Source organism: Amycolatopsis thailandensis (genome assembly GCF_002234405.1).
GTDB classification, from domain to species: Bacteria; Actinomycetota; Actinomycetes; order Mycobacteriales; family Pseudonocardiaceae; genus Amycolatopsis; species Amycolatopsis thailandensis.
Genome location: NZ_NMQT01000144.1, coordinates 1 through 18,534 on the forward strand (window position 1 = coordinate 1; position 18,534 = coordinate 18,534).

An 18,534-nucleotide genomic window follows, 5' to 3' on the forward strand; every position below is an offset into this window, starting at 1 on the left:
GCGGGGCGCTGGCGGCGCGGCAGGCCACCCGGCTGCTGCGGCGGCAGCGGCGCGAGGCGCTGGGTGATCGGGCCGGTGGCGGGACCGGGGTCTCCCCCGGCGGGCACCATGACGAGGTCCGCGGGGACCGAGACGGTGGCGCGCACACCGACGATGTCCTTGCCACCGTGCAGCGAAACGTTGATGCGGTGCCTGCTCGCCAGCCGTCCGACCACGAACAGGCCCATCCGGCGCGAGGTGGTGAGGTCGACGTTGGGGGCCTCGGTGAGCCGGGCGTTGGCCTCGGCGACCTCGGCCTCGTTCATCCCGATGCCCTTGTCCAGGATGTCGATGCCGAACGAGCCGTCTTCGACGAGCCGGGTCGCGACGGTCACCTGGGTTTCCGGGGCGGAGAACGCGGTCGCGTTGTCCAGCAGTTCGGCGATCAGGCGCATCAGGTCGTTGGCCGCGTACCCGACCAGCCGCACCGGCGGCGGGTTCTGCACGGTGACCCGCTGGTACTGCTCGATCTCGGACACCGCCGCGCGGACCACGTCGGTGGCGGAGACCGGCTGGCCGGAGCGCCTGCCCGGCTCGGCGCCGGAGAGGACCATCAGGTTCTCGTTGTTGCGGCGCATGCGGGTGGCGAGGTGGTCGAGCTGGAACAGCGTGGCGAGCTGGTCGGCGTCCTCCTCGTCGCGCTCCAGCCGCTCGATCAGCTGAAGCTGCCGCTGCACGAGACTCTGGCTGCGGCGCGAGAGGTTGACGAACACGTTGCTGTAGCCGGTGCGCATCGAGGCCTGCTCGGTCGCCAGGCGCAGCGCCTGGTGGTGCACCTTGTCGAAGGCCCTGGCGACCTCGCCGATCTCATCGTCGCTGCCGACCGGGACCGGCTGGACGTCGGTGCCCTGCGACCGTCCTTCCTGGATGTTGCGGACGGCGTCGGGCAGCTGCTTCTCGGCGACGTCGAGAGCGCTGGCGCGCAACACTTTCAGCGAGCGCAGCAGCTGGCGGGTGATGAGGAAGACGACCGCGACGGCGAGCACCATCGCGCCGAACAGCAGGACCGCGAGCAGACCCGCGCCGCTGCTGGCGTCGTCGACCAGTTCGGCCGACACCGTGCTCGTCTCGCCGCCGAACTTGTTCGCGACTTCGCCGACCTTGGTGATCACGGCGGTCGAGGCGTCGGTCCAGCCCTGCGCGGACAAGGTCCGGAACGCTTGGGTGGAAGAGGTTCCTTGTTCGCCGAGGGCGGTCTTCGCGAGCCTGTCGCGGTTCTCCATCGCGCTGTCGGTGACGGCGGCGCCGAACTCCTGGCGCTGCTGTTCCGAAGCGGCGGCCTTGAAGTCGGTGAAACGGTCGGCCAGCCGCAGTTCGGCGGTGCGCAGCTGGTCGAGTTCGCTCGGCGCGAGGCTCGACCGGGCGATGCCGAAGGAGACCAGCGCCTGGCTGAGCGACAGCTGTTCCTTCATCACGGCGAGGTCGTGCAGCGCGGCGGGGGTACCGCCGAGGACGTTTTCGCTGGCACCGGCGGACAACGCGGTGTCGAGGGCGAGCAGCGCGGTGGTGACGTCGGTGTACTCGCCGATCGCCTGGACGGGGTCGAGCTGCCCGGCGGAGGCCCGCTGCCGGATGTCGGCCAGCTTGGCCAGCTGGTCGGCCGCGGCGTCCCGTGCCTGGCGGAGCGACGGCTCGTTCTCGACGGCCCTGGACGCGGCGGCCACGTACAGCGGGATGGCGGTGTCGACGTCGGCGCGGGCCGAACCGAGTTCGAGGGTCCCGCCGACGGTGCCGGCGGTCAGCCCGGCGGCGGACTGGGTGCGTTCGCGGCCGAGCCCGTCGGCGAGGGTGCGGATCTGCCCGCTCAGCGCGACGAGGCGGTCCAGCCGCTGATAGCCGTCGGAACGGCCGACCTGGCCCGCGATGGTGGCGATACCCAGTGCGAGCGCGATGAGGATCGGCACCAGCGTCACCGCCGACAGCTTCACCGGCAGGCTCCAGTCCCGCCAGCGCACGAGCGCACGCCAGCCGGTGGCCCACCGAGATGGCCGGGGGGTGCGTCCCAGCAGCTCCCCGACCGGCACTTGGCCTTCTCCTGCAACGGTCACGTAGGTGACTCCCTGTCCGGCGTCCTGGCACGGTCTGAGGCGTCCGTTCCCGCGAGGTACCTGCCTGCGGAGAACTCGGCCCCGGCCTGACCACGTGATCGATCGCGACGCGAGGGACCCTGTCCGTCGATCCGGGTGTCCCCAGGAACACCGGTCCGCTCCGGGAGGTCTTGCACCTGCACGTGCAGGTCGCAACCTGCGAAGTGCATGGTCGTCGAGATCAACTTTTCTTTGCCAATCGATCACTGCGGGTCAGCCGGGCCAAAGAATCGTACACCAATCCGGGTGCCGTCAATTCCGTTCGGCACACGGGGGCTGACCTGGGAAAAGTGCGCAGCCGAACGATGTACAAGGCCCGAAATCCGTCTTCGCGTCACAAACGAGGGAATTCCGGTTACAAGTTGCACCGATACACAGGGTGCCCTCATCACCCGATCAGCCTACGTACGGTAGCCACGTCGCCCGGTCGAACTACTTTCCGTGCCCCCAATGGGTGGGTCAAGCCCAAATATGTGCCCGATGTTGTGGCCTTGCCGCTCAGGCCGTCAGGTTGTCGCCCGACATGGTGATTTCTTTCAGGACGCCCGGTGAACCGGGGGATCTTCCCCGGTCCGGGTCGGCGGGCACCGTATCGAAGCGTGCCATGACCGGGAAGCGAAACTACGATCTGTCACCGAAATGAGGGACACAGCGTGGTCATCGTCCATCGTTTGCCGCAGTGGGCCGTTCGGGCGACGACCGCGCGTGACAATCCGCCTCACTATTACGAGTGAGAAAGCCGGATCATTTCGGCCGAAACGAATTCCGGGAACACTATTCCGACGCGAAAGCGAATACCCGATCCCACTCCCGTGGAAGCGGGGTCGCCTATTCAGAGCGCGTGAAGCCGCAGTTAGTATGTGCGCTCCCGTACCGCGCCACGGATGCAAGCAAGCCCCGGAGGAACCCATGCCCGACGTCGCGCGTCCTTACGCGGCGAGCAACGCCCTGGAGGACACCGGGCAGATGCCCGCGCTGTTCGTCCGCGAGCGCAAGCCCGCTCCCCCGCCGCCGCGCAGCACCGGCCCGGACTTCGACCGGATCCAGCACGGCAAGGAGTTCGTCTCGCTGCGCAAGACCTTCCGGCGGTTCGTGTTCCCGATGAGCCTGCTGTTCTTCGCCTGGTACATGATGTTCGTGCTGCTGGCGGCCTACGCCCACGACTTCATGAGCCGGAAGGTGTGGGGCGAGGTCAACGTCGGCATCCTGCTCGGCCTCGGCCAGTTCGCCAGTACTATCCTGATCACGATCGCCTACCTGCGGTTCGCCAGGAAGCGGCTCGACCCCAAGGTCGAACAGTTGCGGGCCTCGGTCGAGGCGGGTGAGCGATGATCCCCGACAACAACCCGGTCCTGAACATCGCGGTGTTCGCCCTGTTCGTCGCGATCACCCTGTATGTGGTGTATCGCGTCAGCACGCGCAATTCGTCCACTTCGGACTACTACGCGGCGGGCAGCGCCTTCACCGGGCGGCAGAACGGCATCGCGCTGTCGGGCGACTTCCTCTCGGCGGCGTCGTTCCTCGGTATCGCCGGGGCCATCGCGATCCACGGCTACGACGGCTTCCTGTACTCGATCGGGTTCCTCGTCGCCTGGATGGTCGACCTGCTGCTGATCGCCGAACTGCTGCGCAACACCGGCCGGTTCACCATGGGCGACGTGCTGAGCTTCCGGATGAAGCAGCGCCCGGTCCGCGCCGCGGCCGCGACGTCGACGCTGGTGATCTCCTTCTTCTACATGCTCGCGCAGATGGCGGGCGCCGGCGGGCTGGTGGCCCTGCTGCTGGACATCCACGGCGGCGTCGGCCAGGCGCTGGTGATCGGCGTCGTCGGCGTGGTCATGGTGCTGTACGTGCTGGTCGGCGGGATGAAGGGCACCACGTGGGTGCAGATCATCAAGGCGACCATCCTGCTGCTGACCGGCGCGCTGATCACCGTGTTCCTGTTCGGCAAGTTCGGCTTCAGCTTCTCGAACCTGCTCTCGGCCGCCGCCGACAACAGTCCGCTCGGCGACGAACTGCTGCAGCCGGGCGGTTCGTACGGCAAGAGCGAGGTCACGAAACTCGACTTCGTCTCGCTGGCGCTCGCGCTGGTCCTCGGCGCCGCCGCGCTCCCGCACGTGCTGATGCGCTTCTACACGGTGCCGAATTCGCGCGAGGCGCGGCGTTCGGTGGTGTGGGCGACCGCGTGCATGACCGTCTTCTACCTCTGCACCCTGGTCATCGGCTTCGGCGCGGCCGCGCTGGTCGGCCCGGAGACGATCAAGAACGCGCCGGGCGGGGAGAACTCGGCGGCGCCGCTGCTCGCGCTGAACATCGGCGGCACCCTGCTGCTCGGCATCGTCTCGGCGGTGGCCTTCGCGACCATCCTCGCCGTCGTCGCCGGGCTGACGATCACCGCGTCGGCCTCGTTCGCGCACGACGTCTACGCCAACATCTTCAAACGCGGCAAGGCGGAACCGGCCGCGGAGGTCCGGGTCGCCCGGCTGACCGCGGTCGCCGTCGGGGCGCTCGCGATCGTGGGCGGCATCCTCGCGAACGGGCAGAACATCGCGTTCCTGGTGGCGCTGGCGTTCGCTGTCGCGGCGTCGGCGAACCTCTCGACGCTGCTGTACTCGCTGTTCTGGAAGCGGTTCAACACCACCGGCACGCTGTGGGGCATCTACGGCGGACTGATCGCGAGCCTGGTGCTCGTGTTCTTCTCGCCGGTGATGTCCGGGGCCGCGGACTCGATCGTCAAGAGCGTCGACTTCCACTGGTTCCCGCTGAAGAACCCGGGCCTGGTATCGATCCCGTTCTCGTTCCTGTGCGGGTTCGTGGGCACCTTCGTGGGCCGGTCGAAGGCCGATCCGGTCAAGCACGCGGAGATGGAGGTCCGGTCCCTCACCGGGATCGGCTCCTGACCTCCCGAAGTGTCATGAGGGGTCCCCATAGGACACTTTTCGTCCTATGGGGACCCCTCATGACGTCCGGAGGCCGTCCAGCACGATCCTCAGGAGCCGCGTCGTGTCCTCCCCCGAGGCCTTGCTCGCCGCCGAGCCCAGCCCGTGCCCGAGCCGCAGGATGTCGACACCCGCGACGTCGGCCCTGATCGTGCCCTCGTCCTGAGCGGCCTTCACGATCGTGTCGGCCGCGGCCTGCAGCCGCGCCCGGCACCAGCCGAAGACCTCGGATCCGGCGTCGACGGACGCCTTGAGCGTCATCGCGAGCCCGTGCTTCTCGACCACGTAGACGACGTGCGTGGCCAGCCATGTCTCGAGCGCCTTCCCCGGCGGCAACTCTTCGAGCAGGTCGTAGGCCTGCTGCGCCAGCCCGTCGATCTCGTCGCGATAGACGGCCTCGACCAGCTTGTCGCGCGTCGGGAAGTGCCGGTACAGCGTGCCCGCGCCGACACCGGCGCGTTTGGCGATGTCGTCGGCGGGCACGTCCACGCCATCGGCGGTGAACGCCTCCTTCGCCACGGCCACGATGCGCTCGTAGTTGCGCCGCGCGTCCGCGCGCATGGGGCGGACCGGATCGGCCGTGACCATCTGCACCTCCTCGGGCGACGAAAACGGAGACGTTCTCCGAATTCACTTGCGTAAGCGGAGACACTCTCCATATCATCGCTCACGACCTCAAGTGGAGAGTCTCTCCGCTTCATCTCGTTACGTCTTTGGAGTATTCCTTGACCGAACGAACCCTGCGTACCGAGCCTAGGCCGGAGACGGCCGGGGCCCCACCAACTCCCCACCGGCTGGTCCTCCCGATCGTCCTGACCTGCCAGCTCATGCTCATCCTCGACGCGACGGTGATGAACGTCGCGCTCCCCCGCATCCAGTCCGAACTCGGCTTCACCGACACCGGCCTGTCCTGGGTGATGACGGCGTACAGCCTCGTCTTCGGCGGCTTGCTGCTGCTCGGCGGCCGGGCGGGCGACCTGTTCGGCCGTCGCCGGATGTTCGTCGTCGGCGCGGCCGTGTTCACCGCCGCCTCCCTGCTCGGCGGCCTGGCGGGCTCGGCCGAGATGCTGATCGCGGCCCGGGTCGCGCAAGGCGTCGGCGCCGCGTTCGCCGGGCCGAGCACCCTGGCGCTGATCACCAGCACGTTCACCGAAGCCAAGGCCAGGGTGCGGGCGCTGGCGCTGTTCTCGGCGATGTCCAGCGGCGGTTTCGCGATCGGCCTGCTGCTCGGCGGGCTGCTGACCGAATGGATCTCGTGGCGCGCGGCGCTGTACATCAACGTCCCGTTCGGGCTCGCGATCGTCCTGCTCACCCCGAGGCACGTCGCCGATCCTCCGCGCCGGCGCGCCCAGCTGGACCTGCCCGGCGCTTTCACCGGTACCTTCGGCGTCGGCTCACTCGTGTTCGCCTTCACCCACGCCGCTTCCGACGGCTGGGGCGACACGATCACCCTCGGCGCCCTCGTCGCCGGACTCGCGCTGCTGGCCGCGTTCGTCACCATCGAGACCAAGGTGAGCGAACCGCTGATCCCGCTGCGCCTGTTCGCCGAACGCGACCGGGCCGCGGCCTACGTCAACTTCTTCCTCGGGCCGATGGCCATGATGTCGATGTTCTTCTTTTTGACCCAGTTCCTGCAGGACATCGCGGGTTTCGCCGCGCTGGAGACCGGGTTCGCGTTCCTGCCGATGGCGGTCTGCATGTTCGGGCTCAGCAGGCTGATCCCGAAGCTGCTCCCCCGGTTCGGGCCGAAACCGCTCGCCCTGACCGGGACCGCGCTGATGACCGGCGGGGTCGTCTGGCTGACCACGCTCACCACCGACAGCGGGTACTTCTCGCATCTGCTCGGGCCGATGGTGCTGATGGGCGTCGGCGCGGGGCTGGCGTTCTCCCCGCTCAGCGTGATCATCATGGCGACGGTGCCCACCGACGACGCGGGGGCCGCGGGCGGGGCGCTTCAGACGTTGCAGCAGGTCGGGGCGACGCTGGGGCTGGCGATCCTGATCACCGTGTTCGGCGCGGTGACACGGACACCGTCGGGGAGCCCGGCGGAGACCACGGTCGACGGGATGACCGCGGCCTTCACCGCGGCCGCCGTGGTGACGGCGGTGTCGTTCCTGGTGGCGACGACCTTCCGGCGCCGGGCTTAGAGCTTCGCGCCCGCCTGGACCTTGTGCGTGACCTTGCGCTCCATCACGAAGGAGAAGAACGGGATGCAGCCGGCGATCAGCACGAGAAGGGTGCCTTTCATCGACCAGCGGGCCTTGATCGCGAGGTCGACCGCGAGCAGCAGGTAGATCAGGTAGAGCCCGCCGTGGACCATGGGGATCATCTTCACGAACTGGGGAAGTTCCACGCGGAAGACGTACTGCAGCAGCATCTCGACGACCAGTCCGAGCAGGGCCACACCGGTGGCGTACGCCGCGACGCGGAACCGGATCAGCGGTCCGCCCAGCGAGACCGGGCGGGCCGGGGCGGCGTCGTCAGTTCGGGTGGTCATAGGGTCTCGAACCTCTCTGGGGACTACTTGTCGCGGGCGTTGAGTTCGCGCAGGTACTGGTTGTAGGCGGCGAGCTCGTCGTCCTCGGGCGGCAGCGGTGCCGGGGCGCGCCGCTGCCGGGGCGTCGGCACCTCGGGGACGGCGGTCTCGGCCACCGTCTCCTGGGCGTCGGCCTCGGCGGCGCGGCGACGGAGTTTGCGGATCCGCCAGAACATGAAGGCGGGAAACAGCCCGAACAGCGGCCACTGCAGGACGTAGCCGAGGTTCTGGAAGGTCCCACTGGCCGAGGAGAACCGCTCCCACTGCCACCAGGCGAGCCCGCAGCACAGCGCCAGGCTCACCAGGCAGACGCCGGCGATGCCGAGACGGCGCAGGGCGACGGTCGATGCGGGCACGCATCGACGCTAGCACTGGGCGCGCGGCGAAAGTTCGGCGACCGGGCCGGTCGGGACCTTGGTCCCGGCTGCTCCGGGAGGCTTCCGGCGTGACCCGCCCGCCAGGTCACTTGGTCGCGGCCACAGCCTTCGCGTAGTCGTCCGCCAGCCCGAAGACCTTCTGCGCGTACTCGGTCGAGTTGTTGTACGACAGGATCCCCTGCCACCACCCCGAGGCGGCCGACATGTCCCGGTTGTTCACGCACAGGTAGCGCGCCGCCGCCAGCGAAGCGTCGTCGATCTGCTGCGGGTCGCCGACGCCGTCGCGGTTGCCGTCGGCGGCGTAGCGGCGCCAGGTGCTGGGGATGAACTGCATGGGGCCGACCGCGCGGTCGACGGCCGGGTCCCCGTCGAACTGGCCACCGTCGGTGTCGCCGATGGCCTTCACGCCGGGCGACCCGTCGAGCGGGACGCCGATGATCGGCTTCGACGGCCGTCCGTCCTGCCCGAGGACGGCGCCGCCGTACTGACCGTGGTTCGACTCGATCCGGCCGATGCCCGCCAGGGTGGCCCACGAGATCTTGCAGTTCGGCTGCATCTGGCGCATCGCCAGTTCGGCGTTGCCGTAGGCGAGCAGCGCCCGGGCGGGGATGTTGGTGGCCTGCGCCGCTCGTTCGGACCAGGCGGCCAGCGGGTCCTTGCCGGGTTTCGGCTGCGCCTGCTGCGGCGTGGTCTGCTGGGTGCCGCCACCCGCGAGAGTGGCGTTCACCGGGGCGACCGAGCCGGGTTTGACGTCCGCCGCCTTGACCTGCAGCGCGGGGATCTCCATCGTCGTGGGGCTCGCGACCGGCGCGGACGCCTTGGTCACCAGCCAGATCCCGCCCCCTGCGAGGCCGAGCACGGCCAGCACGATCACCAGCCTGCCGACTATGGCGGCGCCCGCCCCGCGACGTGGCGGAGCGGGCGTGGCCGGGTCGGCGACGAGCTCGTCGTTTTCCGGGGTGGTGCGCACGAAGCGGGTCCTCCAGCGTGGGCGGCGATCACGACCGATGCTCGAACAACGAGCCCGCGCAGGTTAGCGTTACGCGGTCGCCGAGATCGCCCTTGCCACGCCGGTTCACCCGCGCGTGCGAGAAGTTCTCATCAGGCGGACTTCTGCTGCCTCGCCAGTCGCGCGACGCACCAGGCCGGGGCGCTGCCGCGGCGAAGGTGCTGCAAGACGGTCATCGGACCGAGACGGCGGCCCAGGTCGGCGGGCGTGAGCCCGGCCGCGCGGTAGTCGAGGGCGCGCTGGTCGAGCGGGCTGATGCCGGCGTCCCACCAGGCTTCGGCCTCGGAGACCCCGCCGACCATCTGCCACCAGCCGGCGGCGGCGACGAGCAGATCACGCGGGACGTCGGGAAGCCTGCTGCTCATGGCGTCGACGTAGCCGGGGTCGGCGGCCTCGACCGGGGCCCAGCGCGACTGGCCGGACTGCTGGCGCTGACCAGGGATACCTGGAGCTTGACGCGGCGCGTCGGCGAGCCACGCGGACGCGATCCTGTCCGTTTCCTGCTCTTCGGGGGTTTGCTCACGCTCGGCCGCCCACTGCCGGATCAACGCATCGACTCCGGGATCTCCGGTCATCCCTGCCTCCTCATGATTCCCCGACTGACAAGTCCTGACTTACTTGCCCGGCTGAAAGTTTCCGCTGCCTTGGGGCTTGCACCTGCGGAAACGCATCACCAGGAGGCCGGCTCCGGCGCCTGGAGGACCCAACCGATCACGCAATGTGAGCACCGTAGGGGCGCGGAGGTCTTTTCCGCCAGAGCTTCCAGGGCACGAATTCGTCGACCAGCGGGTTTTCGGGGGCAATCCACCCGGATGGTCGAGTCGTTCGACCGAAATCGGAGGCGAGTGACGCTGAGTGATAACCGCAGGTGAATGCACACAGTGATCACCGGCGTCACCAGGGACACCGGTCGACGTGGCGAGCAGGGGTCAGGAGAAGAGGCTCCGGACGAACGTCACGATGGCTTCGGCACCGGACCGGAGCCAGCCGAGCGCGGTGTGGACGGCGTCGGCGGACTGAGTCGGCTTGCTGATCAGAAAGAAGAGCACGAGCGCGACTACCGCGATCACAACGAATTTCTTCAGGCCGGGCGACATGGCTCCATCCCATCACACCGTAGTGTCCAGACGATGACTCCGCGCGCACTGCGGACTTTGTCACCACTTTAAGGAAAACCGGGCCTCATTGCCCACCAGGTTTCCCCAAGGGAGTGCACGATGCGCGAAAACGTTCTCGTCCACCGGGAAGGACCGGTGACGACGATCACGCTGAACCGGCCCGGCGCCCGCAACGCGGTGGACGGGCCGACCGCGGCCGCGCTGGCGGACGCGTTCCGTGCCTTCGACGCGGACGAGGAGGCCGCGGTCGCCGTCCTCACCGGTTCGGGTGACGCCTTCTGCGCCGGAGCCGACCTGAAGGCCGTCGGGACCGACCGCTCGAACGCCCTCACCCCCTCGGGTGACGGGCCGATGGGGCCGACGCGGATGGAGCTGTCGAAGCCGGTGATCGCCGCCGTCCGCGGGCACGCCGTCGCGGGCGGCCTGGAGCTGGCGCTGTGGTGCGATCTGCGCGTCGTGGACAGCACGGCCGTCTTCGGTGTGTTCTGCCGCCGCTGGGGTGTCCCCCTGATCGACGGCGGCACGGTGCGCCTCCCCCGGCTGATCGGGCATTCACGGGCGATGGACCTGATCCTCACCGGCCGCCCGGTCGACGCCGGCGAGGCGCTCGCGATCGGCCTGGCGAACCGGGTCGTACCCGACGGCGAGGCGCTGGCGGCCGCGCAAGCCCTGGCGCGTGACCTGGCCGCGTTCCCGCAAGCCTGCCTGCGCGCGGACCGGAAGTCGGCGTACGGCCAGTACGGGCACACCGAGGAAGAGGCCATGCGAACCGAGTTCTCGAACGCGCTGATCGGCGGCGGGCTCGCCGAGGAAGCCGTCGAAGGCGCAGGCCGGTTCAGCGACGGCGCGGGGCGTCACGGCAGCTTCGGCGCCTCGCGCCCCTAATCTCTGTCGGATGACCGAAACCGGAGTCGCACTCAGACCGGTGTCCGAAGCAGACCTGACGATGCTCGAAGCGCTCACGAACGATCCCCAGGCCGCGGGCACGTTCGAGTGGCACGGCTGGCACGACCCGCACTTCCTGCGCCGCCGCTGGGCCGAAACCGGCATGCTCGCGGCCGACAACGGGATGCTGATGATCGAGCTCGACGGGCGGCGGCTCGGTTTCGTCTCGTGGCACAAGACCCGGAGCGGGGCGACGTCGTACTGCTGGAACGCCGGCCTCGTGCTCATCCCCGAGGCACGCGGGCACGGCCACGGCACCGAGGCCCAGCGGCTGCTGGTCCGCTACCTCTTCGCGCACACGCAGATGAACCGGGTCGAGGCGTCGACGGAGGCGGGAAACGTCGCCGAGCAGCGCTCCCTGGCGAAGGCGGGCTTCACCAGGGAGGGCGTGCTGCGCGGCTACGGGTTCCGGGACGGGGCCTGGCGCGACCACATCCTCTATTCGATGCTGCGGTCCGACCTGGACGTGGGCTGAAAGCGTCCTTCACCGCATGACACGCGGTGAAGGACGCTTTCGTCACGTCTCATGCGGGGAAAGTCCCCTTCGGCTCACACGATGGCGCCCGCGGCCCTGAGCCGCTCGATCCCGTCGGCGTCCACGCCGAGTTCCGCGAGGACGTCGGCGGTGTCGCCACCCTTGGGCCGCGGCGGTTCCGGCGTCTGGGCGGGCGTGCGGTCGAACCTCGGCGCGGGAGCGGGCTGCTTCATGCCACCGACGTCGACGAACGTCCCGCGCGCGACGTTGTGCGGATGCGACGGCGCCTCCAGCGGGGAGAGCACCGCCGTGAGGCACGCGTCGGTGCCCTCGGCCTTCGCGACCAGTTCGTCGCGGGTGTGCTTCGCGACGGCCTCGGCGACGATCTTGCGCAGCTTCGGCCACTCGTTCATGTCGACGTGGACCGGGGTCTCCTCGGGATCGAGGCCGAGCACCTTCACCAGGTCGCCCCAGAACCGCATCTCGATCGCGCCGATGGCGACGTACTTGCCGTCGGCGGTCTCGTAGGTGTCGTAGAACGGCGCGCCGCCGTCGAGCATGTTCTCGCCACGCCCGCCGGGCCAGAGCCCGGAGTCCAGCATCCCGTGCAGGCTGGTGGTCAGCAGGGCCGCACCGTCCACCATGGACGCGTCGACCACCTGTCCCTTGCCCGACGACGTGCGTTCGTACAGCGCGGCCAGCACCCCCATCGCGAGCAGGAGGCCACCGCCGCCGAAGTCGCCGACGAGGTTGAGCGGCACCACCGGCCGCTGCCCGGCGTGCCCGATGGGTTCGAGCGCGCCGGAGATGCCGATGTAGTTGATGTCGTGCCCGGCGACGGTCGCCAGCGGGCCGTCCTGGCCGTAGCCGGTCATCCGGCCGTAGACCAGCCGCGGATTGCGGGCGTGGACCTGTGCCGGTCCGATGCCCATCCGCTCGGCGACGCCGGGACGGAAACCCTCGATGAGCACGTCGGCGTCGTCGGCGAGTTTCAGCACCAGTTCGACCCCCTCGGGGGTCTTGGTGTTGATCCCGATCGACCGCCTGCCCCGGGCGAGCGGATCGTTCGGGAAGCCGATGACGTCGTTGCCCGGTGTCGCCCGGTCGATCCGGACGACCTCCGCGCCGAGATCGGCGAGGATCGTGCAGGCGAACGGCGCCGGGGCGAGCCCGGCCAGTTCGACGACCTTGAGCCCGCTCAGCGGCCCAGCCTTCATCGCCACGTCCTTTCCTGATACGGCAACGGTTTCACAGCGTGCGGGAGATGATTTCCTTCATGATCTCGCTGGTGCCGCCGAAGATCCGGGAGATCCGGATGTCGGCCCACGCGCGCGCGATCGGGTACTCGGTCATGTAGCCGTAGCCGCCGAAGAGCTGGAGGCAGTCGTCGACGACCTTGTTGACCCGTTCGGTGGTCCACAGTTTCGCCATCGCCGCGCCCTGCACGTCGAGTTCCTTGCGCAGATGCCGTTCGATGCACTGGTCGAGGTACGCGCGGGACACCGCCGCCTCGGTCGCGGCTTCGGCGAGCTTGAACTTCGTGTTCTGGAAGTTGTAGATCGGGCGGCCGAACGCCTGGCGGTCCTTGGTGTAGGCGATGGTCTGGTCGATCGCGGCCTCCATCCCGGCGACCGCGGTGACGGCGATGATCAGCCGTTCCTGCGGCAGCTGCTGCATGAGCTGGATGAAGCCGAGACCTTCCTGATCACCGAGGAGGTTGGCGACGGGAACGCGGACGTCGTCGAAGTTCAGCTCCGCGGTGTCCTGGCCCTTGAGCCCGATCTTGTCGAGGACACGGCCCCGGCTGAAGCCCGGGGTGTCGGTCTCGACGGCGATCAGCGAGACGCCCTGCGCGCCCGCGTCCGGGTCGGTCTTCACCGCGACGACGACGAGGTCGGCGTGGAAACCGTTGGTGATGAACGTCTTCGCGCCGTTGATCACGTAGTGGTCGCCGTCGCGGACCGCGCGGGTCTTGATGTTCTGCAGGTCCGAACCGGTGCCGGGCTCGGTCATCGCGACGGCGCCGACCATCTCGCCGGAGGCGAACTTCGGCAGCCACGCCTTCTTCTGCTCCTCGTTGGCGTACTCCAGCAGGTAGTGCGCGACGATTCCGTTGTGGACGGTGACGCCCCAGGCGCTGTCACCGGACCGGGCCTGCTCTTCGTAGAGCACGGCCTCGTGGGCGAACGTGCCGCCGCCACCGCCGTACTCCTCCGGGATGGACAGGGCCAGCAGGCCGACTTCGCCCGCCTTCATCCACAGCTCGCGGTCGACCTTCTTCTCGGCCGCCCAGCGCTCCTGGTTCGGCGCGAGTTCCTTCTGGCAGAAGGTCCGGGCGAGGTCCCGGAGGTCTTCGAGCTCCGTCGTGCTCCACGAACTCTTCTGGATCTGCAAGGGCACGGCCTACGCCTCCTGATCGGACCTGGAAAACATGACGCTTAGGATGTAAGTTCCATTCGGAATGTACATCCGTACCGAGCTGCACGTAAAGGGGGTCAGGTCCGGTGAGCGTGCTCGGCAGGACCCACCGCACCCAGGCCGAACGGCGGGAGCAGACCCGCACCGCCCTGCTCGACGCGACCATCGACTGCCTGGTCGACCTCGGTTACGCGCGTACGTCGGTGCAGGAGATCTGTGCCCGTGCCGGTGTCTCCAAAGGCGCCGTGCAGCACCACTTCTCCGCGAAGGCGGAGCTCATGGCGGCCGCCGTCGAGCATCTGACGGAGAAGCTGCGCGGACGGCTCGCGACGTCGATCACGGCGCTCCCCGGTGGTTCCTCGGGAGTGGCGGCGGCGATCGACCTGCTGTGGGAGGGCTATTCGGGCACGCTGTCGACGGCCGCCACGGAATTGTGGGTCGCGGCGCGCACCGACCCCGAACTCCGCGAGGCGATCCGGCCGGTCGACAAGGCACTGGGCCGCTCGACGCTGGAGCACATCACCGCGGTCGCCGGGGACCTGCCGAAAGACCGCGCGGAGATCCTATTCTGGCTGACCGTGAACCTCACCCGGGGGCTGGCGCTGGACGCCGAACTCGGCGGCGATCCGAAGCGGCGTCGGCAATTGCTCGACGAATGGAAGCGCGTCGCGGTGATGCTTTACGAGGACGCTTCCCCGTAGGCTTCGACGATGGGGAGATCGACGGCGTTCGCCGTACTGACCGCGGCCGTTCTCGTACTCGCCGGGTGCGCGGTCACGCCGCCCGCTCCGACACCGCCGCCTTCCAGCCCTTTGACGCTGCGCGAAGCGCTCGGCGATCCCACGACCGTGGACTTCTGCGGCCTGCTGGACCTGCCGGATCTCGACAGCGCGCTTCCGCTGGAGTCCAGGCCGTCACCGAGCATGGGCTCCTGCTCGTTCCGGACCAAGAACGCGCTGATCAGCTTCGGTTTCCCGGAGGACCGGGCGAAGGAACGCCTGACGGGCGCCACCCCGGTCGCTTGGCAGGACCTGACCCGCGACCTGCGGGTGGTCCGCACGGACCTGGAGGGCCAGCCTCTCCTGCACCTCGTTTTCACCGACGACTCCTCGATCCGGGTCGGCACGTTCTTCACCTCGCCCGGAAGCGCTTCCGAGGCGCTCGCCGCGGCGACGAAAACCCTGGAAGGCGCCGTCCGTTCGCTCGTGGCGGGCAAGCAGGCGGCACATTTCGACTACCGCGAAAACTCCCTGGCGCGACTGGAAGCCTGCTCCGCCTTGTGGTCCGACAGCGACGTCTCCGCCCGGCTGGGCACGACGGTCTCCGGGAAGGGCGACCTGTCGCGGCACCGGTGTCTTTGGGGCGAGCAGGGGGCGGACCGGCTCGCCCGGCTGGAGTTCGGTCTCGGCCCGCGCCCGAAGGCCGCGGCGAACGTTCAAGAAGAGACGCTGGGCGGGCGCAAGTCCTTCGTCCAGGAGATTTCCGGCGGCTGCACGGTGCGGACGAGCCACGTCGAGGGTCCGGGCGCGAACCGGAACCAGGTCGAGCACGCTCTTCTCGCCGTACAGGCGCCGAATGCGTGCGATGTCGCCAGGGAATTGGCGAATGTCGCCTGGCCGAAGCTGCCCGCGTAGCACGCGCGCAAGCGGTTGACCAGAGCACAGGTGACACTTATCTCGTCGGCCGATCCGTGGTGGAATTCCTTGCTGGACAACAAAACCGGCGGAGGAGCCGACCATGAGCGCGCCGCAGCAGCAGCCGTACCAGCCGAATGGCCCGTTCGGCGCAATGCAGCCCGTCCAAACTCCCGTCGCGGCGCCACGACCGCCGTCCGACGCCCGGCTCCCCCGGTTGTTCGCCGCGATGATGGGGGTTTTCGCCGGACTGCTGGTGCTGGTCGCGACCTTTCTTCCGCAATCGACGTACGAACAGCTCTCCGAAGGCAAGGCGGTGTCGAAGTTCGCGGAGACCGGCTGGACACGGAGCTTCGACATCGAGCCGTCGGCGGAGGAGAAGGAGTTCTACGACAAGACCCATGTCGCCCGCTACGGCATCCCGCTGTCCGCCGCCGCGCTGACCTTGTTCGCCGGGGCCGCGGTGGGCTTCGCCTCGTACCGGCGCGGTTCGGCCTCACCCGCCGCGACGACGTCGAGGACGTTGCTGATCGCCGGCGGGGCGGGGACGGCGATCGGCGTCTGGATGCTCGGCATGGACATCTCGGCGAGCCTGAGCTTCGGACAGGACACCGGTCGTTTCGTCTCGCGTTATGGGACCGGGAGCGGGTTCTGGATCCTGCTCGCCGGCGGGCTCGTGGCGTTGCTCACCATCGGGCTGGCGATCGTGGCCAACCGGCGTGAACCGGCGGTGCCCCAGCAGGCTCCTTACCCGGCCACCTTCACCCCTTACCCGCCCGGGGTCCCCCAGCAGCAGTATCCGCCGCAACCGCAGGCCTACGAGCCGCCACCACCGCCGACGCCGCCCGCGGGCTCCGCGTTGCAGCAGCAGGACATCCTGCGCCCGTCCCCGGACAATCCCCCGCAACCCGGCAATACGTGAAACTTATTCATATCAGCGGTGGACAGTCTCCATACCGGCGGTATGCTGTACTCGTCGGTAACACCTGGGCTCTGCGTGGCGCCTCCGGCTCCGCGCGGCATGGAACGGAGACGGCATGACGAGCACGACACCGGCGAACGCGAGCCACACCGAAGGACCGTCCACCATCGGCGGTGTCCCCGGCGCCCCGGCCGTGGCGAGGGCGGAACGGCTTGTGCGGCGGGTCGTGGGCGGCGCGGATTCGGCGCCGGTACAGATGCGCGCCCCCTTCACCGGGCAGCCGATCGCGACTCTCCCCCAGGCCACCGACGCCGACGTCCGCGCCGTGTTCGACCAGGCGCGGGAAGCACAGCGCGCGTGGGCCGACCGGCCGGTCCAAGACCGCCAGCGCATTCTGATCCGCCTGCACGACCTGGTGCTGAAGCGGCAGGAAGAGGCGCTCGACCTCGTGCAGATCGAGGCGGGCAAGGCCAGGATGGACGCCTTCGACGAGGTCAGCGCCACCGCGCTCGTGGCCGCCTACTACGGCAAGCACAGCGCGAAGATCCTTTCGCCGCGCCGCGCCGCCGGTCTGATCCCGGTGCTGACGAAGGTCGGCGAACTCAGGCACCCCAAGGGCGTCGTCGGGATCATCTCGCCCTGGAACTACCCCCTCGCGCTGACCGCGATGGACGTCCTGCCCGCGCTGGCGGCGGGCAACGCCGTCGTGCAGAAGCCGGACAACCAGACCGCGCTCTCCGCGCTGTGGCTGCAGGAACTCGCCGAGGAGGCCGGACTGCCCGCCGGCGTCTGGCAGATCGTGCTCGGCCGGGGTTCGAAGATCGGCGACGCGCTGGTCGAGGAGTCGGACTACCTGTGCTTCACCGGATCCACGCCCACGGGCAAGGGCCTGGCCGCGCGGGTGGCGGAGCGGCTGACGAGCTACTCGCTGGAACTCGGCGGCAAGAACCCGATGATCGTGCTGCCCGACGCCGACGTCGCCAAGACCGCCGCGGGCGCGGTGACCGCGTGCTTCTCCTCCGCGGGCCAGCTGTGCGTTTCGGTGGAGCGGATCTACGTCCACGAGTCGATCCGCGAGGAGTTCACGCGGGCCTTCGTCGCGAAGACGGCGGCGCTGCGGCTCGGGGGTGCGCTGGACTACCAGGCGCAGATGGGATCCCTGACCTCGGAAGACCAGCTGGCGACGGTGTCGGCGCATGTCGAGGACGCCCGGTCCAAGGGCGCGAAGGTGCTCACCGGCGGTAAGGCCCGGCCCGACCTCGGCCCGCTGTTCTACGAGCCGACCGTGCTCACCGACGTCACCGAGGACGTCAAGCTGTTCGCCGAGGAGACCTTCGGGCCGGTCGTGTCGATCTACGGCTACACCGACGTCACCGAGGCGATCGAGCGCGCGAACGACACGAAGTTCGGGCTGAACGCGAGTGTGTGGTCGCGCAACGGCCGGGCGGGCTGGGAGGTCGCGGCGCGGCTGAAGGCGGGGACCGTCAACGTCAACGAGGGCTTCGCGGCGACCTTCGGGACCGTGGGACTGCCGATGGGCGGGATGAAGGAGTCCGGTGTCGGGCGGCGCAACGGCGCCGAAGGGCTGCTCAAGTACACCGAGGCCCAGGCGATCGCGGTGCAGCGCGGGATGCCGCTGCGCCCGGGTAAGGGAATCCCGCCGACGCTGTGGGCGAAGAGCCTGAGCATGAGCCTGAAGGCGCTTCGCCGCCTCCCGCGCCGCTGACCCTCGGTTGGTTTCGCGAGCCTGGTCCGTGAAGGCCTCCTTGAGGGACTCTGGGTCCCTCAAGGAGGCCTTCACGGACATCGCGATCGCCGCATATGCACCAGCGGCTCGCGGGGCGACAGGTCGTGAGTGGTGGTTCCACGGCTGCCGGGCGCGACGCCAGGTCGTGCCAGGCGCGACCAGTGGCAGACGAGTCGACGGGGGAAGATTCCGGACGTTCAACGGCCGGAATCTTCCCCTGTCGACCACACCGGCTTCACCCAGCGTCGAGACGAAGCAGGGCCCCGAGTGTGGAGGATTCGGGACGTT

The 18,534-nt window shown here is 69.1% G+C and carries 18 protein-coding genes; 9 read left to right on the forward strand and 9 right to left on the reverse strand.

What is annotated here, in order from left to right:
- The coding region (locus CFP71_RS36105; RefSeq protein ID WP_143267233.1) for a sensor histidine kinase at positions 1–2,063 on the reverse strand (2,063 nt) is incomplete at its 3' end.
- A gap of 972 nt (positions 2,064–3,035) precedes the next feature.
- On the opposite strand from CFP71_RS36105, the gene CFP71_RS36110 reads away from it, so the two are divergent.
- Entirely contained in the window at positions 3,036–3,458 is a 423-nt protein-coding gene (locus CFP71_RS36110) for a DUF485 domain-containing protein (protein ID WP_093938432.1), read from the forward strand.
- On the forward strand, positions 3,455–5,026 hold the full coding sequence (locus CFP71_RS36115; RefSeq protein ID WP_093938433.1) for a solute symporter family protein: 1,572 nt from the start codon (positions 3,455–3,457) through the stop codon (positions 5,024–5,026). Before CFP71_RS36110 ends, CFP71_RS36115 begins: the two co-directional genes overlap by 4 nt.
- A gap of 57 nt (positions 5,027–5,083) precedes the next feature.
- Here the strand turns inward: CFP71_RS36115 and CFP71_RS36120 are convergent, their stop codons facing one another.
- Complete coding sequence (locus CFP71_RS36120; protein WP_093938434.1) at positions 5,084–5,653, reverse strand: TetR/AcrR family transcriptional regulator; 570 nt, start codon at positions 5,651–5,653, stop codon at positions 5,084–5,086.
- 137 nt (positions 5,654–5,790) lie between these two features.
- On the opposite strand from CFP71_RS36120, the gene CFP71_RS36125 reads away from it, so the two are divergent.
- Positions 5,791–7,212, forward strand: coding sequence for an MFS transporter (locus tag CFP71_RS36125; RefSeq protein ID WP_093938445.1), 1,422 nt, complete (start codon positions 5,791–5,793; stop codon positions 7,210–7,212).
- Here CFP71_RS36125 and CFP71_RS36130 read toward each other — a convergent pair.
- The 5 genes from CFP71_RS36130 to CFP71_RS44425 all read right to left on the reverse strand — a co-directional run bounded on the left by CFP71_RS36130 (position 7,209) and on the right by CFP71_RS44425 (position 10,057).
- The gene (locus tag CFP71_RS36130; RefSeq protein WP_005166062.1) at positions 7,209–7,562 is read right to left on the reverse strand and encodes a DUF3817 domain-containing protein; all 354 of its coding nucleotides are present in this window, start codon (positions 7,560–7,562) and stop codon (positions 7,209–7,211) included. The two genes, CFP71_RS36125 and CFP71_RS36130, sit on opposite strands and share 4 nt — an antisense overlap.
- A gap of 23 nt (positions 7,563–7,585) precedes the next feature.
- Complete coding sequence (locus CFP71_RS36135; protein WP_093938435.1) at positions 7,586–7,957, reverse strand: hypothetical protein; 372 nt, start codon at positions 7,955–7,957, stop codon at positions 7,586–7,588.
- Between the two features lie 106 nt (positions 7,958–8,063).
- Positions 8,064–8,948 carry a lytic transglycosylase domain-containing protein gene (locus CFP71_RS36140; protein WP_093938436.1) on the reverse strand — a complete coding sequence of 295 codons (885 nt, stop codon included), beginning with the start codon at positions 8,946–8,948 and terminating at the stop codon, positions 8,064–8,066.
- Between the two features lie 131 nt (positions 8,949–9,079).
- Positions 9,080–9,562: a transcriptional regulator gene (locus CFP71_RS36145; protein WP_093938437.1), complete on the reverse strand. Its 483-nt coding sequence runs from the start codon at positions 9,560–9,562 to the stop codon at positions 9,080–9,082.
- Positions 9,563–9,916: 354 nt separating this feature from the next.
- Positions 9,917–10,057, reverse strand: coding sequence for a hypothetical protein (locus CFP71_RS44425; RefSeq protein ID WP_167406391.1), 141 nt, complete (start codon positions 10,055–10,057; stop codon positions 9,917–9,919).
- A 147-nt stretch (positions 10,058–10,204) separates the two neighbouring features.
- On the opposite strand from CFP71_RS44425, the gene CFP71_RS36150 reads away from it, so the two are divergent.
- Together CFP71_RS36150 and CFP71_RS36155 are read left to right on the forward strand one after the other, a co-directional pair.
- Positions 10,205–10,990, forward strand: coding sequence for a crotonase/enoyl-CoA hydratase family protein (locus tag CFP71_RS36150; RefSeq protein WP_093938438.1), 786 nt, complete (start codon positions 10,205–10,207; stop codon positions 10,988–10,990).
- A 10-nt stretch (positions 10,991–11,000) separates the two neighbouring features.
- Positions 11,001–11,525 carry a GNAT family N-acetyltransferase gene (locus CFP71_RS36155; protein ID WP_093938439.1) on the forward strand — a complete coding sequence of 175 codons (525 nt, stop codon included), beginning with the start codon at positions 11,001–11,003 and terminating at the stop codon, positions 11,523–11,525.
- Between the two features lie 74 nt (positions 11,526–11,599).
- Here the strand turns inward: CFP71_RS36155 and CFP71_RS36160 are convergent, their stop codons facing one another.
- Both CFP71_RS36160 and CFP71_RS36165 read right to left on the reverse strand, forming a co-directional pair.
- The gene (locus tag CFP71_RS36160) at positions 11,600–12,742 is read right to left on the reverse strand and encodes a CaiB/BaiF CoA transferase family protein (protein ID WP_093938440.1); all 1,143 of its coding nucleotides are present in this window, start codon (positions 12,740–12,742) and stop codon (positions 11,600–11,602) included.
- A gap of 31 nt (positions 12,743–12,773) precedes the next feature.
- Complete coding sequence (locus CFP71_RS36165) at positions 12,774–13,925, reverse strand: acyl-CoA dehydrogenase family protein (RefSeq protein ID WP_093938441.1); 1,152 nt, start codon at positions 13,923–13,925, stop codon at positions 12,774–12,776.
- A 104-nt stretch (positions 13,926–14,029) separates the two neighbouring features.
- On the opposite strand from CFP71_RS36165, the gene CFP71_RS36170 reads away from it, so the two are divergent.
- The 4 genes from CFP71_RS36170 to CFP71_RS36185 all read left to right on the forward strand — a co-directional run bounded on the left by CFP71_RS36170 (position 14,030) and on the right by CFP71_RS36185 (position 18,225).
- Positions 14,030–14,644, forward strand: a complete 615-nt coding sequence (locus tag CFP71_RS36170; RefSeq protein WP_208636113.1) for a TetR/AcrR family transcriptional regulator — start codon at positions 14,030–14,032, stop codon at positions 14,642–14,644.
- A 9-nt stretch (positions 14,645–14,653) separates the two neighbouring features.
- On the forward strand, positions 14,654–15,577 hold the full coding sequence (locus CFP71_RS36175) for a hypothetical protein (protein WP_093938442.1): 924 nt from the start codon (positions 14,654–14,656) through the stop codon (positions 15,575–15,577).
- A gap of 103 nt (positions 15,578–15,680) precedes the next feature.
- Complete coding sequence (locus CFP71_RS36180; RefSeq protein WP_093938443.1) at positions 15,681–16,499, forward strand: hypothetical protein; 819 nt, start codon at positions 15,681–15,683, stop codon at positions 16,497–16,499.
- Positions 16,500–16,614: 115 nt separating this feature from the next.
- Positions 16,615–18,225 (forward strand): succinic semialdehyde dehydrogenase, encoded by a 1,611-nt coding sequence (locus CFP71_RS36185; RefSeq protein ID WP_093938444.1) that lies wholly within the window; start codon positions 16,615–16,617, stop codon positions 18,223–18,225.
- The last annotated feature ends 309 nt before the right edge of the window (positions 18,226–18,534 follow it).